General features: G+C 61.8%; 16 protein-coding genes and 2 tRNA genes. 14 read left to right on the top strand and 4 right to left on the bottom strand.

What is annotated here, in order from left to right; translation table 11 throughout:
- Positions 1-145: 145 nt before the first annotated feature.
- From JV241A_RS21155 to ppk2, 9 genes are all read left to right on the top strand, one after another.
- Positions 146-1870, top strand: a complete 1725-nt coding sequence (locus tag JV241A_RS21155; RefSeq protein WP_115088756.1) for a tetratricopeptide repeat protein — start codon at positions 146-148, stop codon at positions 1868-1870.
- A 4-nt stretch (positions 1871-1874) separates the two neighbouring features.
- Positions 1875-2492 carry a lipoprotein insertase outer membrane protein LolB gene (lolB, locus tag JV241A_RS21160; RefSeq protein ID WP_115088757.1) on the top strand — a complete coding sequence of 206 codons (618 nt, stop codon included), beginning with the start codon at positions 1875-1877 and terminating at the stop codon, positions 2490-2492.
- Between the two features lie 3 nt (positions 2493-2495).
- Positions 2496-3347, top strand: coding sequence for a 4-(cytidine 5'-diphospho)-2-C-methyl-D-erythritol kinase (ispE, locus tag JV241A_RS21165; RefSeq protein ID WP_134064312.1), 852 nt, complete (start codon positions 2496-2498; stop codon positions 3345-3347).
- A gap of 34 nt (positions 3348-3381) precedes the next feature.
- Positions 3382-3456, top strand: a tRNA-Gln gene (locus tag JV241A_RS21170).
- Between the two features lie 48 nt (positions 3457-3504).
- Positions 3505-4446 (top strand): ribose-phosphate pyrophosphokinase, encoded by a 942-nt coding sequence (locus JV241A_RS21175; protein ID WP_010225730.1) that lies wholly within the window; start codon positions 3505-3507, stop codon positions 4444-4446.
- Between the two features lie 138 nt (positions 4447-4584).
- On the top strand, positions 4585-5184 hold the full coding sequence (locus JV241A_RS21180; protein ID WP_115088759.1) for a 50S ribosomal protein L25/general stress protein Ctc: 600 nt from the start codon (positions 4585-4587) through the stop codon (positions 5182-5184).
- Between the two features lie 77 nt (positions 5185-5261).
- Complete coding sequence (gene pth / locus JV241A_RS21185; RefSeq protein ID WP_038997179.1) at positions 5262-5846, top strand: aminoacyl-tRNA hydrolase; 585 nt, start codon at positions 5262-5264, stop codon at positions 5844-5846.
- Between the two features lie 21 nt (positions 5847-5867).
- Positions 5868-6968 (top strand): redox-regulated ATPase YchF, encoded by a 1101-nt coding sequence (gene ychF, locus JV241A_RS21190; RefSeq protein WP_115088760.1) that lies wholly within the window; start codon positions 5868-5870, stop codon positions 6966-6968.
- 165 nt (positions 6969-7133) lie between these two features.
- Positions 7134-7943, top strand: coding sequence for a polyphosphate kinase 2 (ppk2, locus tag JV241A_RS21195; RefSeq protein ID WP_115088761.1), 810 nt, complete (start codon positions 7134-7136; stop codon positions 7941-7943).
- 21 nt (positions 7944-7964) lie between these two features.
- Here ppk2 and JV241A_RS21200 read toward each other — a convergent pair whose 3' ends face one another.
- Both JV241A_RS21200 and JV241A_RS27495 read right to left on the bottom strand, forming a co-directional pair.
- On the bottom strand, positions 7965-9134 hold the full coding sequence (locus tag JV241A_RS21200) for an MFS transporter (protein ID WP_134064315.1): 1170 nt from the start codon (positions 9132-9134) through the stop codon (positions 7965-7967).
- 124 nt (positions 9135-9258) lie between these two features.
- Positions 9259-9402, bottom strand: coding sequence for a hypothetical protein (locus tag JV241A_RS27495; protein ID WP_166675727.1), 144 nt, complete (start codon positions 9400-9402; stop codon positions 9259-9261).
- A gap of 105 nt (positions 9403-9507) precedes the next feature.
- On the opposite strand from JV241A_RS27495, the gene JV241A_RS21205 reads away from it, so the two are divergent.
- On the top strand, positions 9508-10065 hold the full coding sequence (locus JV241A_RS21205; RefSeq protein ID WP_134064317.1) for a hypothetical protein: 558 nt from the start codon (positions 9508-9510) through the stop codon (positions 10063-10065).
- 7 nt (positions 10066-10072) lie between these two features.
- Here JV241A_RS21205 and JV241A_RS21210 read toward each other — a convergent pair whose 3' ends face one another.
- Positions 10073-11290 carry an MFS transporter gene (locus JV241A_RS21210; protein ID WP_134064319.1) on the bottom strand — a complete coding sequence of 406 codons (1218 nt, stop codon included), beginning with the start codon at positions 11288-11290 and terminating at the stop codon, positions 10073-10075.
- 174 nt (positions 11291-11464) lie between these two features.
- Here JV241A_RS21210 and JV241A_RS21215 point away from each other — a divergent pair, with 174 nt between their 5' ends.
- From JV241A_RS21215 to JV241A_RS21230, 4 genes are all read left to right on the top strand, one after another.
- Positions 11465-11986: an RNA polymerase sigma factor gene (locus tag JV241A_RS21215; protein ID WP_134064321.1), complete on the top strand. Its 522-nt coding sequence runs from the start codon at positions 11465-11467 to the stop codon at positions 11984-11986.
- Complete coding sequence (locus tag JV241A_RS21220) at positions 11983-12924, top strand: FecR family protein (protein WP_134064323.1); 942 nt, start codon at positions 11983-11985, stop codon at positions 12922-12924. Before JV241A_RS21215 ends, JV241A_RS21220 begins: the two co-directional genes overlap by 4 nt.
- Positions 12925-13025: 101 nt before the next feature.
- A complete protein-coding gene (locus JV241A_RS21225) occupies positions 13026-15434 on the top strand; it encodes a TonB-dependent siderophore receptor (RefSeq protein WP_134064325.1) in 2409 nt (802 codons plus the stop codon).
- A gap of 93 nt (positions 15435-15527) precedes the next feature.
- A tRNA-Met gene (locus tag JV241A_RS21230) sits at positions 15528-15604 on the top strand.
- 66 nt (positions 15605-15670) lie between these two features.
- Here the strand turns inward: JV241A_RS21230 and JV241A_RS21235 are convergent.
- Positions 15671-16285: a LysE family translocator gene (locus JV241A_RS21235; RefSeq protein WP_115088767.1), complete on the bottom strand. Its 615-nt coding sequence runs from the start codon at positions 16283-16285 to the stop codon at positions 15671-15673.
- Positions 16286-16356 lie beyond the last annotated feature (71 nt).

The raw sequence follows: 16356 nt of genomic DNA on the forward strand, positions 1-16356 counted from the left end.
AATTGTCCTACTTCGCAGGGCGTAGAACAACCACCGCTCGCTATTGTCTCTATAGTCTACCCCTACCGAGACCTTCGCTTATGGGTTTGCCCCGGCGCTTGTGTCATGATGATCCGACCGCTGGTAAGCCGCCCAAATCCCGATTATGAATAGATCCTACGCGTTGCTCCTTGCCCTTGCCTTGCTCCAGGGCTGCCAGACCCTGGCTCCGAGTTCACCGGATGCCAAGGCGCCTGCAGATGCCGCTCCGGTGCAACCGGCCAAGCCCACCGTCTACGGATCGTTCAGCCAGGACACCGTGTACAGCCTGTTGACTGCCGAACTTGCCGGCCAGCGCGACCGTTTCGACATCGCCCTGGACAACTATGTCAGCCAGGCGATCAAGACCCAGGATCCGGGCATTTCCGAGCGCGCCTACCGCATCGCCGAGTACCTGGGCGCCGACCAGGCCGCCCTGGACACCTCGCTGATCTGGGCCAAGAACGACCCGAACAACCTCGACGCCCAGCGCGCCGCTGCTATCCAGCTGGCCCGCGGCGGCCGCTATGACGAGTCCATGGTCTACATGGAAAAGGTCCTGCAGGGCCAGGGCGACACGCACTTTGATTTCCTCGCGCTGTCAGCGCTCGAAACCGACCCGGACACCCGCGCCGGCCTGCAAAACAGTTTCGATCGCCTGCTGGTGAAATACCCCGACAACGGTCAGCTGGTGTTCGGCAAGGCCCTGCTGCTGCAACAGGATGGCAAGGCCCAGGCCGCCCTCGACCTGCTCGAAGAACACCCGCCCGAGGCTGGCGAGATTGCCCCGGTACTGCTGCGCGCCCGCCTGTTGCAAGGCCTGGAGCGCGGCAAGGAAGCCCTGCCGCTGCTGCAAAAAACCATTCGCCAGTACCCGGACGACAAACGCCTGCGCCTGACCTATGCGCGCATGCTGGTCGAACAGGATCGCCTGGCTGACGCCAAAGCCGAATTCGTCAGCCTGGTCCAGCAGTACCCGGATGACGACGAACTGCGTTACTCGCTGGCCCTGGTCAGCCTGGAAACCAAGGACTGGGACGAAGGCGCCGGCTACCTCGAAGAGCTGATCGCCCGCGACAGCCATGTCGATTCGGCACACCTGAACCTGGGCCGCATTCATGAAGAGCGCAACGACCCCGAAAGCGCCCTGAACGAATACGCCCTGGTCGGCCCCGGCAACGACTATCTGCCGGCGCAACTGCGCCAGGCCGATATCCTCATCGCCAACGGCCGCAGCGCCGAGGCCTCGCGGCGCCTGGCCGCAGCCCGCGACGCCCAGCCCGACTACGCCATCCAGCTGTACCTGATCGAAGCCGAAGCCTTGGGCAACAACGACAAGGACGCCCAGGCCGGGCAGGTTCTGCAGCAGGCGATCAAGCAGTACCCGGACGACCTCAACCTGCTCTACACCCGGGCCATGCTGGCGGAAAAACGCAACGACCTGACCCAGATGGAAAAGGATCTGCGCAGCATCATCAGCCGCGAGCCGGAAAATGCCATGGCCCTCAACGCCCTTGGCTACACCTTGGCAGACCGCACCAGCCGTTACGCCGAAGCCAAGGCGCTGATCGACAAGGCTCACCAGATCACCCCGGACGATCCGGCGGTGCTCGACAGCCTCGGCTGGGTCAACTACCGCATGGGCAACCTTGACGAAGCCGAGCGCCTGTTGCGCCAGGCCCTTGAGCGTTTCCCCGACCACGAGGTCGCCGCTCACCTGGGTGAAGTACTCTGGGCCAACGGCAAGCGCCGCGAAGCCCGCCAGGTCTGGGCCAAGGCCTTCGAAGCCCAGCCCGACAGCCCCATCCTGCGCAAGACCGTCCTGCGCCTGACCGGATCCGAGACTCTATAAGCCTATGTTTTTGCGCCACTGCATCACCTTTTGCCTGATCGCCCTGCTTGCCGGCTGTGCCGGCTTCGGCTCCCGCGAGGCCCTGCGGGGCGAGGGCAGCCCACAGCTGTGGCGCGAGCACAAGCAACAGCTGAGCACCCTCGATGGCTGGCAGATCAACGGCAAGGTCGGTATCCGCGCGCCGAAAGACTCCGGCAGCGGCACGCTGTTCTGGCTGCAACGCCAGGATTACTACGACATCCGCCTGTCCGGACCGCTGGGCCGCGGCGCCGCACGCCTGACCGGGCGCCCCGGCGGCGTCACCCTCGAAGTCGCCAACCAGGGCCGCTTCGAGGCGCAAAGCCCGGAAGCCCTGCTCGAAGAACAACTGGGCTGGGAGCTGCCGATTTCGCACCTGGTCTGGTGGATTCGCGGCCTGCCCGCCCCCGACAGCAAGAGCCAGCTGACCCTCGACGGCGACAGCCGCCTGGCCAGCCTCAAGCAGGACGGCTGGGACGTGCAGTACCTGAGCTACGCCGAACAGAACGGCTACTGGCTGCCCGAGCGCATCAAGCTGCACGGGCAAAACCTCGACGTGACCCTGGTGGTCAAGGACTGGCAACCACGGCAACTGGGCCACTGATCTATGAACACTGCAACCCTGACCCTGCCGGCACCGGCCAAGCTCAACCTGATGCTGCACATTCTTGGCCGCCGCCCCGACGGTTACCATGAGCTGGAAACCCTGTTCCAGTTTCTCGACCGTGCCGACGAGCTTTCCTTTGCCCTGCGCGAAGACGGTGAAATTCGCCTGCACACCGAGATCGACAACGTTCCCCATGACAGCAACCTGATCGTCAAGGCCGCGCGCAAGCTCAAGGCCCTGACCGGTTGCAGCCAGGGCGTGGATATCTGGCTGAAGAAAATCCTGCCCATGGGCGGCGGCATTGGCGGCGGCAGCTCCGACGCCGCCACCACCCTGCTCGGCCTCAACCATTTGTGGCAACTGGGCTTGAGCGAAGACCAACTGGCCGAGCTGGGCCTGACCCTGGGTGCTGACGTACCGGTTTTTGTCCGTGGCCATGCGGCGTTCGCCGAGGGCGTGGGCGAGAAGCTGACCCCGGTCGACCCCGAAGAGCCCTGGTACGTCGTGCTGGTCCCGCAAGTATTTGTTAGCACAGCAGAAATTTTTTCAGATCCGCTGTTGACACGTGATTCCTTGCCCCTTAAGATGCGCCCCGTTCCCAAGGGAAACAGTCGAAATGACTGCCAACCGGTGGTAGAGCAGCGTTACCCAGAGGTACGCAAATCGTTGAATTTGTTAAACGAATTCACTGATGCTCGGCTTACCGGAACTGGAAGTTGTGTGTTTGGGGCCTTCCCAAACAAAGCTGAAGCTGATAAAGTTTTGGCCCTTCTTGCAGAGACCCAAACAGGGTTTGTAGCTAAGGGAAGTAACATTTCGATGTTGCATCGCACGCTGCAGAGTCTGCTCTAGGAATCGAGCACCAGGTGCTCGCAGCAACAGATACAGGGGCGTCGCCAAGCGGTAAGGCAGCAGGTTTTGATCCTGCCATGCGTTGGTTCGAATCCAGCCGCCCCTGCCATTTTCCTTATACTCATCCAGGTATACCCTCAGCCTTCAGGTACTGCGCGTGTCCAAGATGATGGTCTTTACGGGGAACGCTAACCCCGATCTGGCTCGGCGTGTCGTACGTCAGCTGCATATCCCACTGGGTGATGTTTCTGTCGGGAAATTCTCCGACGGCGAAATCAGCACTGAGATTAATGAAAATGTTCGTGGCAAGGACGTTTTCATCATTCAGCCGACTTGCGCGCCAACCAACGATAACCTGATGGAACTGGTAGTGATGGCCGATGCCTTCCGCCGCTCCTCAGCTTCCCGAATCACTGCCGTGATTCCTTACTTCGGATATGCCCGCCAGGATCGCCGTCCGCGTTCGGCGCGTGTAGCTATCAGCGCCAAAGTCGTCGCTGACATGCTCACCGTCGTAGGTATCGACCGTGTTCTCACCGTCGACCTGCACGCTGACCAGATCCAGGGTTTCTTCGATATTCCGGTAGATAACATCTACGGCTCCCCCGTTCTGGTGGATGACATCGAAGACCAGCGTTTCGAGAACCTCATGATCGTGTCCCCGGACATCGGCGGCGTCGTGCGTGCACGTGCTGTTGCCAAGTCCCTGGGCGTTGATCTGGGTATCATCGACAAACGCCGTGAAAAGGCCAATCACTCCGAAGTGATGCATATCATCGGCGACGTCGAAGGACGTACCTGTATTCTCGTCGACGACATGGTCGACACCGCCGGCACCCTGTGCCACGCGGCCAAGGCCCTGAAAGAACACGGCGCTGCCAAGGTTTACGCCTACTGCACGCACCCTGTCCTGTCGGGTCGGGCGATCGAGAATATCGAGAACTCCGTGCTGGACGCACTGGTGGTGACCAACACCATCCCGCTGTCCGCTGCAGCACAAGCCTGTGACCGTATCCGTCAACTGGATATCGCACCGGTTGTTGCCGAAGCGGTTCGCCGCATCAGCAATGAAGAATCGATCAGCGCGATGTTCCGCTGAGGGTTTTACCCTCGCGAACCTCTCGTTGACGAAAAGCGCCCCGCCCCAACACTGGTTGTTGGGGCGGGGCTTTTTTGCCCACCCCGTTTGGCGCTGGTCGCAAACGCCTGCGGGAGATGGCTATTTTGGAGATACAAAATGACTGATTTCACTCTGAACGCCCAAGCGCGTACCGACCTGGGGAAAGGTGCGAGCCGCCGCCTGCGTCGTCTCGCCGCCCAGATCCCTGCCGTTGTTTACGGTGGTGACAAAGAAGCGCAATCCCTGACCATCGTGGCCAAGGAAATCGCCAAACTGTTCGAAAACGAAGCTGCTTACAGCCACGTTATCGAACTGAACATCGACGGCAAGAAAGAAAATGTCGTTGTTAAAGCGATGCAGCGTCACCCAGCCAAGCAGTTCATCCTGCACGCCGACTTCGTCCGCGTTGTTGCTGGCCAGAAACTGACCGCCAAAGTCCCTGTGCACTTCATCAACGAAGAAGCTCCGGTCAAGAAAGGCGGCGAGATCTCCCACGTTATCAACGAGATCGAAGTTTCCTGCGAAGCCAAAGACCTGCCTGAGTTCATCGAAGTCGACCTGGCCAACGCCGCCGTCGGCGCGATCATCCACCTGTCGGACCTCAAAGCTCCGAAAGGCGTTGAATTCGTCGCTCTGGCTCACGGTAACGACCTGGCTGTTGCCAACGTTCACGCTCCGCGTGTTGCGCCTGAAGCTGCAGAAGGCGCTGCTGAGTAATCTACTCGGCACGCCGGTGTTGACCGGGTTACAGCGCCCAGCGCTGTAACCCACAACTCCAAGGAAGAGCCCCTGACGTGACCGCCATCCAACTGATCGTCGGCCTGGGAAACCCCGGCCCCGAATACGAACAGACCCGGCATAACGCAGGGGCTCTTTTCGTAGAACGCATTGCCAGCGCCCAGCGCGTCAACCTGACGGCTGATCGCAAGTATTTCGGCCTGACGGCAAAATTCAGCCATCAGGGCAACGACGTTCGTCTTCTGATTCCGACCACCTACATGAACCGCAGCGGCCAAGCCGTTGCTGCACTGGCGAATTTTTTCCGCATCCCGCCAGATGCCATCCTGGTGGCCCACGACGAACTCGACCTGCCTCCCGGCGTCGCCAAGCTCAAGAAGGGCGGCGGCCATGGCGGGCACAACGGGCTGCGCGACATCATCGCCCAGCTCGGCAACCAGAATGACTTTCACCGTCTGCGGCTTGGCATCGGCCACCCGGGTGACAGCAGCAGGGTCTCCGGTTTCGTCCTCGGCAAGGCGCCACGCGCCGAGCAGGAGAAGCTGGACGCCAGTATCGATTTTGCCCTCGGCGTGCTGCCGGACATCCTCGCCGGCGACTGGACGCGTGCGATGAGAGAGCTGCACAGCCAAAAGGCCTGACTCCACGAAGAGGGATTCACCATGGGTTTCAATTGCGGCATCGTCGGCCTGCCCAACGTCGGCAAGTCCACCCTGTTCAACGCCTTGACCAAATCCGGCATCGCCGCTGAGAACTTCCCGTTCTGCACCATCGAGCCGAACAGCGGCATCGTGCCGATGCCTGATGCGCGCCTGGACGCCCTGGCGGCCATCGTCAAGCCGAACCGCGTGCTGCCGACCACCATGGAATTCGTCGACATCGCCGGCCTGGTCGCCGGTGCCTCGAAAGGTGAAGGCCTGGGCAACAAGTTCCTCGCCAACATCCGCGAGACCGACGCCATCGCCCACGTGGTGCGCTGCTTCGAAGACGAGAACGTGATTCACGTCTCCAACAGCGTCCACCCCAAGCGCGACATCGAGATCATCGACCTGGAACTGATCTTCGCCGATCTCGACAGCTGCGAGAAGCAACTGCAGAAGGTTGCGCGCAACGCCAAGGGCGGTGACAAGGATGCCCTGGCACAGAAAGCCATCCTCGAAAAACTGATCCCGCACTTCACCGAAGGCAAGCCAGCGCGCAGCCTGATGAAGAACATGGCGGACGACGAGAAGGCCCTGATCCGCGGCTTCCACCTGCTGACCAGCAAGCCGGTGATGTACATCGCCAACGTTGCCGAAGACGGTTTCGACAACAACCCGCACCTGGACGCGGTCCGCGCGATCGCCGAAGAAGAAGGCGCGATCGTGGTGCCGGTGTGCAACAAGATCGAAGCTGAAATCGCCGAGCTCGACGACGGTGAAGAGAAGGACATGTTCCTCGAAGCCCTGGGCCTCGAAGAGCCAGGCCTGAACCGCGTGATCCGCGCCGGTTACTCGCTGCTCAACCTGCAGACCTACTTCACTGCCGGCGTGCAGGAAGTCCGCGCCTGGACCGTCCGCGTCGGCGCCACCGCCCCGCAAGCAGCCGGCGTGATCCACACCGACTTCGAGAAAGGCTTCATCCGTGCCGAAGTGGTCGCCTATGACGACTTCATCCAGTACAAGGGTGAAGGCGGCGCGAAGGAAGCCGGCAAATGGCGTCTGGAAGGCAAGGACTACATCGTCAAGGACGGTGATGTGATGCACTTCCGCTTCAACGTCTGATCCGCTCCCTGGGTCCTGCCGGATCCGGATGAGCCCGAAACCCCTTGAGGCTATGCTTCAAGGGGTTTTTCTTTGCCTGCGTTGCGTACAAACGCTGGCCAATACCCAGGTCTATACTCAAAGCCGCATTCAAACGCCTCCCGTCCACAGACCAGGTATTGGCGCATGGCTAAGAAGAAGGAACAGCAAAGCAACAACGAACGCCTCCCGCGCAAGGAGTACGAGCAAGCGCTCAAGGCCCTGCACGTCGAGCTGGTCAAATTGCAGCAGTGGGTGGTGGCCAAGGGCCTGAAAGTCTGCATCGTCTTCGAAGGTCGCGACGGTGCCGGCAAGGGCGGCACCATCAAGGCCATCAGCGAACGCGTCAGCCCGCGGGTGTTTCGCGTGGTGGCGCTGCCAGCGCCGACCGAGCGGGAAAAAAGCCAGATGTACGCCCAGCGCTACATACAGCACATGCCCTCGGCCGGGGAAGTGGTGATCTTCGACCGCAGTTGGTACAACCGCGCCGGCGTGGAGCGGGTGATGGGATTCTGTACCGAGGAGCAGGCCAGCAAGTTCCTTTCGGTGGTGCCATTGTTCGAGAAGATGCTGGTCGATTCCGGTATCGTTCTCATCAAGTACTGGCTGGAAGTAAGCCCCCAAGAGCAGGAACGGCGCCTGAAAGAGCGCATCACCGACGGGCGCAAGATCTGGAAACTGACCCCGATGGACCTCAAGTCCTTCACCCGCTGGGACGACTACACCCGTGCGCGGGATGACATGTTCGCCGCCTCCGATACCTCCTGGGCCCCCTGGTATGTGGCCGTTTCCGAGGACAAGCGGCGGGTGCGCCTGAACATTATCAGCCACTTTCTCAAACAGGTGCCCTACGAGGACATCACCCAAAAGCAGAAGATCGAGTTGCCCAAGCGCGGCAAGATCGGGCGCTACAAAAGCACCCGCTACACCTCGCGCATGGTTCCCGAGCGTTTCTGAAAGGCACCTGGCACGCGAGTTCTACGCCGCGCCCTGATCGGCGCGCTGAGCCCGGAATGCACGACGCCGGGCACTGCGAGCGAACACCACGAACAGCGCCGCCATGGCCGTCAACGCCATCGGCAGGCCATGGGGCGCAACGTCCATGGCCGCGCCGCTGAGCAATGGCCCGAGCAGGCTGCCGACACCCCAGAGCAAGCCGACGCTGGCATTGGCGGTGACCAGGTCCTGGCCCTTGAACTGCTGGCCGATCAGCACCAGCGCGAGGGTATAGACCCCGCCCGCCACCGCGCCGAGCACCACCAATGCCGGCCACAGCAACCATTGCATGCCGATCAGCCACGGTAGCGCCAGGCCAATCAGCATCGCCACCACGCCACATACCAGGTGCACGGTGGTGCGTTCGCAGCGGTCGGCCAGCCAGCCGATCGGCAGCTGGAAGAGCATGTCGCCGGTAAGGATCACCGTCACCATCAACGCCGCGACGCCCACTGCGTAGGCATGGTTGGTGGCATACACCGGCAGCAGCGAAAGAATCACCGCGTCGAAGAACGAGAAGAACAGCACGCCCATGCACAAGGCCGGCGCCACGCGGAAAAAGCCTGCCAGGGAAAAGCTCTTGCCGCCCTCCTCGCCATGCTCGACATGATCATTGGGTACCGTCAGCACAATGCACAGCAGCGCCAGGCCGTAGCAGGCAGTCACCACCGTCGTCACCCAGGTACTGTGCGCCCCGAGCAACGCCAGCATCGCCGGGCCGAGCATCTGGAACCCGGTGAATGCGGTAGCGTACAGGGCCATGATCTTGCCACGGTTGTGCTCCGGGCTCAGCTCGTTGACCCACGACTCACCGAGGATGATCGCGATCCCCATGCCGATACCCAGCCCCAGGCGCAACATGCCAAGCAGGTAGATCGAAGAAAAAGCCCATTCGAGCAGGCCGATGCTCAGGGTGCACAGGCCGAAGCACAGCAGGTAGATGGTGCGCCGGGTCAGGTGCCGGCAACAGGCATCGACCATGAACGCAGAAAGCATCATCCCTGCCGCCGGAATCGCCGAGACAACACCAATCTGCAAGGTACTGGCACCGCCGTCGAGCAAGCGCAGCGACACCAGCGGCAAGCTCGCCCCGAGGCTGAAACCGACCACCGAGACAGCAAACAACAAGCCCAGCAACAAACGCGTATTCATCACAACTCCAGACTCACCGGCGCAGGCACGACATCGCACCTGCGCAGGCGCATACATGACCGTAAAAAAGATTCGGATACAGGCGCGCCAGCCACGGCAAAACGCCGGGCATGCAGCCGCCAGGTCAGGAGGTGTGACGGTGAGGCGAGAAGGTAAAGGCGAACAGCACGCTGCGCCGACGCTTGAGCACCGTGTCACACGGCCAGTCGCACACCACGGTCTGGATAACAGCCGGCTGGATTGCGCGAGGACGGGAAAAGCGGTTCATGGGTCGACTACAGGCAAAAAGGAAGGTCGGCACTCTAGGTGAAGCCCGGGCCAGACGTCAATCTCGCCGTGCTACTCTCGCGCCATCATGGAAGAGGATCAGCGCATGTCCGAGCATCATCAGTTCATTTTCCCCCGCTATCGCCACCTGCCCGCAGCGGACTGGAAAGCCCTGGAGCGACAGCTGCTGGCGCGCGGCTGGCTCGAGCCCGCTGCGGCCGATGCCCTGGATGAAACCGGCGACAGTGATGACAGCCTCTGGTGCAGCCCGCTGTACCGGCCGAGTGCCGAGCTGTTCCGGCGTCTCGGGATCGAAGCGGACCCCGCGCAGATCGTGCGCCTCTTCGAATTCGAGCCCGGCCAGCCGTTTGTCTGCGCCGGCGAGAACTTCACCTTGCCCGCGCAGTACCAGCAAGCTCAGGTGGCCGAAGAAACCTTCATGCAGTTCATGGGCGACGCCATCGAAGCGCCACACACGACATGGCGCAGCCCTGTGGAGGGTACCGCTTACTACCTGATGGACCTGGATTGGAACTTCAGCTTCGGCGTTGGCGAGCAAGTACTGCGCAGCGACCGCCTGAACCGCGCCGAAGCCGAATGCCTGGCGGCACTGATCGGCGAGCTGGCCGGGCAGCCGATGAGCTGCGCCCATCGGCATCGCTGATGGGGCCTCAGCGCTTGCCGGTGGACGGCAGGAGGATTGCCAGCAGGCCGAACAGCGGCAGGTACGAGCACAGGCTGTAGACGTACTCGATGCCCTTGAAGTCGGCCAGGTACCCCAGCAGGGCTGCACCGATGCCGCCAAAGCCGAACATCAGGCCGAAGAAGATCCCGGCGATCATGCCGACATTGCCCGGCACCAGCTCCTGCGCGTAGACGACGATGGCCGAGAACGCCGAGGCGAGGATGAAGCCGATGATGACGCTGAGCACGCTGGTCCAGAACAGGTCGACATAAGGCAGCAGCAGGGTGAAGGGCGCCACGCCGAGGATCGAGAACCAGATCACCGCCTTGCGCCCGATACGGTCACCGATCGGCCCGCCGAAGAAGGTCCCGGCCGCTACCGCGCCGAGGAACAGGAACAGGTGCAACTGCGAGCTGGCCACCGAGAGGTCGAACTTCTCGATCAGGTAGAACGTGAAGTAGCTGGTGAAGCTGGACATGTAGAAGTACTTGGAGAACACCAGCAACCCCAGCACCACCAGGGCGCCGATCACCCGCTGGCGCGAAAGGCCGTGGGTGGCGCGCTGGCCCTGCTTGGCCTTGAACAGGTTCAGATGTTCCTTGTACCAGCGGCTCAGGCCATAGGTGACCAGCACGGCACAGACCGCGAACAGGCCGAACCACACCACATTGCCCTGGCCGAAGGGAATGATGATCGCCGCCGCCAGCAACGGGCCGAAGGCGGAGCCGGCGTTGCCACCGACCTGGAAGGTCGATTGCGCCAGGCCAAAACGCCCACCCGAGGCCAGCCGGGCGATACGCGAGGTTTCCGGGTGGAAGGTCGACGAGCCAATGCCCACCAGCGCCGCCGCCAGCAGAATCATCGGGAAACTGCCGACATAGGCGAGCATGACAATGCCCACCAGGGTGCACAGGGTGCCCAGCGGCAACAGGTTCGGCATCGGTTTGCGGTCGGTGTAGAAACCCACCCAGGGCTGCAGCAACGAGGCGGTGATCTGGAACGTCAGGGTGATCATCCCGACCTGGGCAAAGGTCAAACCATAGTTGGCCTTGAGCAGCGGGTAGATCGACGGCAGTACTGACTGGATCAGATCGTTGATCAAGTGCGCCAGGGCACAGGCGGCGATGATGCGCATCACCAGCGGGCTGCTCTGGGCAGTCGCGGTGCTGGCGGGTGACGTTGACGAGGCAGTGCTCACAGCCATGACAAAAGCTTCCATCCGGTGGGCGGGATCCAATTATCCAGAAATCGTTAGCAAGCGCACTATTCTTTTCGACCAACGTACTTTCGACGCACTTGTTAATAATTCTCAATAACGTTAGCATCGGCTGCGTTTTCACAGACTCCACTGCCTGCCTATCCGAGGCCCGCATACGCCATGTCCGACGACCAGGACAACCGCAGCCTGTCGCTGCTCTATCAGCATCATCGCAGCGAACTGCTGGCTTTTCTGACCCGCCGCGTGCGCTGTCGGGAAACCGCCCGCGACCTTCTGCAAGATGTCTTTGTCCGGCTGATGCACAGCGAGCGCGGCGAGGTTGGCAACCTGCGAGCCTTTTTGTATCGCATCGCCAACAACCTGAGCATCGACCATGCTCGGCGCAGCCAGGTACGTGGGGTCAATGACGAGCAGGCGCTGGAGCAACTGCTCAACGAAACCTCACCCGAGCGCAGTGCCGTGGCCGGAAACACCCTTGACCATCTTGAACGCCTGATCGACGGCCTGCCCTCGCCGACCCGCGAGGTGTTTCTGCTCGCCCGGGTCGAGCAATTAAGCTACAAGGACATCGGCGCACGCCTGGGGCTCGACCCGCGTGCGGTCGAGCGTCATTTGAACAAAGCCCTGAGCCATTGCGCCGCGGCTGCCCTGCATAACCGAAACAAGACTGACCTGCCATGAACCCATCGCCAAATTCCTCCCATCCGACCGAACCTGGCGACCGGGACCAGCAAGCCCTGGACTGGTTTACCCGGCTGCGCGCCGACGACCTCGGCGCCGAGCAGCGCCAGGCCTTCGAACAGTGGCGCCAGGACCCGGAGAACGCCCGCACCTTTGCCGAAGTCGAGCTGTTCTGGCAACAGCTGGAACTGCCGGCACGCCGCCTGCACAAGATCGAACGCCGCGCGGCACCACGCTCCTGGGGCGGTTGGGCAGTGGCCGCCAGCGTCTTGCTGATCAGCGGCCTGGTGATGCTGCAACTGCCGTTGCTGCAGCGCCTGAACAGCGATGTCGCCACCGCCGTTGGCGAACGCCGGCAGATTCAGCTGGCCGATGGCTCGCGGCTGACCCTCGACAGCGCCAGTGCCGTCGATGTCGACCTGCGCGGCCCCGTGCGCAAGCTGCGCCTGGTGCAAGGGCAGATGTTCATTGAAGTGACCCACGATGGCCGGCCCTTCGTGGTCGATATCGATGATGCTCAGGTGCAGGTGCTGGGCACGCGGTTCTCTGTCAGCCGCGGTCGCGATCACGATGAAGTGGTGCTGCTCAAGGGCAAGGTCGAGGTCAGCAGCGCCGGCGACAAACGCATGCTCGCCCCCGGTGAACGGGTGACCCTGAGCGGCAGCCGCCTGGACCAGGTCGAGAAGGTCGACGCCGAACGCCTGCTGGCCTGGCGCGACGGGCAGTTGCGGGTACGCGAGGTACCCTTGCGCAAGGTGCTGGAACAACTTGCCGAGTATCAGGGCAGTCGCCTGCTGTACATCGACGAACAGGTCGGCCGGCGCCCGGTCAGCGGTAGCTTCAACCTCGACCAGGCCGGCAGTGCGATCGATGCCCTGGCGCGCAATCAGAACCTGAGCGTCAGCCACCTGGCCGGCCAATGGATCATCGTGCGCTGAGCCGGTGAATTAATTTTTTTAGTTTTCGGTAATTGCCGTTCCTGCTGCGTCACACCTCCACATAAGAAGCATTATCGTTTGTATTCTCTGGGGGAGGACACATGCAGTACCCACGCGATTTCGTATTCAGCCGTCAACCGCTGGCCCGCGCCATCCTTGCGGCCAGCCTGTTTTGCGTCACCCTGAGCCTACCGGTACAGGCCGCCGAGCCTGCCCAGGCCCAGTCGCAGGATTTCAACATCCCGGCGCAACCCTTGGCCGATGCCCTGGACCAGTTCAGCGCCCAGAGCGGGCTGCAGGTGATCTACGACGCCAATCAGCTCAACGGACGCTCGTCGCCCGGGGTAAAGGGCCGCATGAGCCCGACCCAGGCGCTGCAGGCACTGACCGCTGGCAGCAGCGCGCGCTTGAGCCAACCCAACGCCAGCAGCTTCGTCATCGACCTGCCGATGGAACTGGGCAGCGCTTTGCAACTGGATGCCCTGAGCATTTCCGGCAAGGCACCGGGGTCGACCACTGAAGGCACCGGGCTCTATACCACTTACTCCTCCAGTAGCTCGACGCGGCTTAACCTCACCCCGCAGGAAACCCCGCAGTCACTGACCGTGATGACTCGCCAACGCTTGGATGATCAGCGTCTGACCAACCTCAGCGACGCGCTGGAAGCCACCCCCGGGGTGATCGTCGTGCGCGATGGCCTGGGTGCCGAGACCGACAGCTATTATTCGCGCGGCTTCGTCATTCAGAACTACGAGATCGACGGCGTCCCTACCGTCACGCGGATGGACAACTACACCCAGAGCATGGCGATGTATGACCGCATCGAGATCGTGCGCGGCGCCAGCGGCCTGATCAGCGGCATGGGTAACCCGTCGGCGACCATCAACCTGATCCGCAAGCGCCCGACAGCCGAGGGCCAGGCCAGCGTTACCGGCTCGGCGGGCACCTGGGACCGCTATGGCACCGGCTTTGACGTCTCCAGGCCGCTGACTGAAAGCGGCAACGTGCGTGGCCGCCTGGTCGCCGACTACAAGACCGAAGGCGCCTGGGTCGACCGCTACAAGATGGAAAGCCAGTTGCTGTATGGCATCAGCGAATTCGACCTGAGCGAAGACACCCTGCTGACCATGGGGTTCAGCTACCAGCGCACCGACGTCGACTCGCCGCTGCGTACCGGCTTGCCAACCCGCTTCAGCACCGGCGAACGCAGCAACCTCAAGCGTTCGATCAACATGGCCCCCGACTGGTCCTACAACGACCACGAACAGACCAGCTATTTCGCCTCGGTGGAGCAGCAATTGGGCAATGGCTGGAGCGGCAAGATCGAGTACAGCCATTCGGAAAACAAGTTTGACGAAGTGTTCGGCTTTCTCATGGGCAACCTGCAGCCCGACGGCAGCGGCCTGACCCAGTTGCCGACACGCTTTTCCGGCACACCGCGCCAGGACAACCTGGACATGTACCTGACCGGCCCGTTCAGCCTGTTCGGTCGCGAGCATGAACTGATTGGCGGCGTGACCCTGTCCAAGTACAACGAAAACGTGCCGAGCTGGGGCGGCTGGCGCTACGACTACAACGCAACGCCGGGTGCGGCGGTGGATAACATCTTCGACTGGGACGGCAAGCAGCCCAAGCCGGACTGGACCATCAGCGGCAAATCCTCGATGGAGGAGACCCAGTACGCCGCCTACCTCTCCTCGCGCCTGCACCTGACCGACGATCTCAACCTGATTCTCGGCAGCCGGGTGATCGACTGGAAACGCGATACCGAAGATCGTCCATACGGCGGCGAAAAAACCGAAGTCAGCCGCAAGGAAACCGGAGTATTCATCCCCTATGCCGGTGTGGTCTACGACCTTGATGAAACCTGGGCGCTGTACGCCAGCTATACCAAGATCTTCAACCCGCAGGCCTCCTGGGTCACTGATGAAAACAACAAGCCGCTCGACCCGATGCAAGGCATCGGCTACGAGGTCGGCGTCAAGGGCAGCCATTTCGACGGCAAGTTGAACTCGAGCCTGGCGCTGTTCAAGCTCGAACAGGACAACCTGGCGATCTGGCTGCATGACAACGTCTACGATGCCAAGCAGGACACCACCTCCAAGGGCCTGGAGATGGAGCTCAATGGCGAGCTGGCCGAGGGCTGGCAGGCGTCTGCCGGATACACCTACACCCTGACCACCGACAACCAGGATGAGCGCATTGCCACTGTGTATCCGCGCCACAGCCTCAAGACCTTCACCAGCTACCGCCTGCCCGGGATGCTCGACAAAGTCACCGTCGGCGGCGGCGTCAACTGGCAGAGCAAGGTCGGCCTCGACCTGCACAGCTTCGACCAGGGCAGCTACGCGCTGGTCAACCTGATGGCGCGCTACGACATCAGCGAAAACCTCAGCGCCACGGTCAACCTCAACAACGCCTTCGACCGCGAGTACTACTCGATGGCGTCGTCTTACGGCAACTACGGGGCGCCACGCAACCTGATGACCACGTTCAAATATGACTTCTGAGCCCGTTTACGGCTAAGCGGTTGATCGCGCGTTAATTTTTTTGAAAAAGAGTGTTGACACAAATCCGTTTCAGGCGAATAATGCGCGCCACTTGGCTACATAGCTCAGTTGGTTAGAGCATAGCATTCATAATGCTGGGGTCCGGGGTTCAAGTCCCTGTGTAGCCACCAAGTACTAAAAAGGGCTTACCGCAAGGTAAGCCCTTTTTTCTTGCCTGCGATTTTTACCCCTCCCGCTTAGCGCACATTGGCGAACACCACCGCCAGCCCCAGGCCAATCAAGGCCACGCCAATCACCCGGTCAACCAGACGCTGGCGTTCGAGCATGGCCCGACGCAATACCGCGCTGGAGAAAAACACCGCCACCAGGCTGAACCACAGCCAATGGGCGAACGACATGAACGCACCGTAGCCGAAGTTGATCGCCAGCGAGCTGCCCGGCTGCACCACCTGGGTATAGGCGCTGACCACGAACAGCATGGTCTTGGGGTTCAGGGCGTTGGTCAGAAAGCCCGAGCGCAAGGCCGCCAGCACGCCAAGCTGACTGCTGCTGCCGCCCTCCAGGGAAATCCGCGTGGTGTTGGTCAGCGACTTGTAGCCAAGATAAATCAGGTACCCCGCTCCCAGCACCTTCATGGCCAGGAACAGCGCCGGACTCTGGCTGATGATCACCGCGATGCCCAGCACGGTGTACAGCACATGCACCTGTACGCCAAGGGCGATGCCCAGGGCCGCAGCCAGGCCCGCACGGCGGCCAAAGGCGTAGCTGCTGCGGGTCACCATGGCAAAGTCGGCGCCCGGGCTGATCACCGCCAGCACGGTGAACAGGGCAACGGCTATGAGTTCATTCACGTAAAGCTCCTCGATCTGCTAGGCCAATGCACAGATACGTCTGCGCGTTGCCATTATCGAAAGCTTCGGGT

The sequence above is a fragment of the Pseudomonas sp. JV241A genome (assembly GCF_900275665.1).
Taxonomy (GTDB): Bacteria; Pseudomonadota; Gammaproteobacteria; order Pseudomonadales; family Pseudomonadaceae; genus Aquipseudomonas; species Aquipseudomonas wadenswilerensis.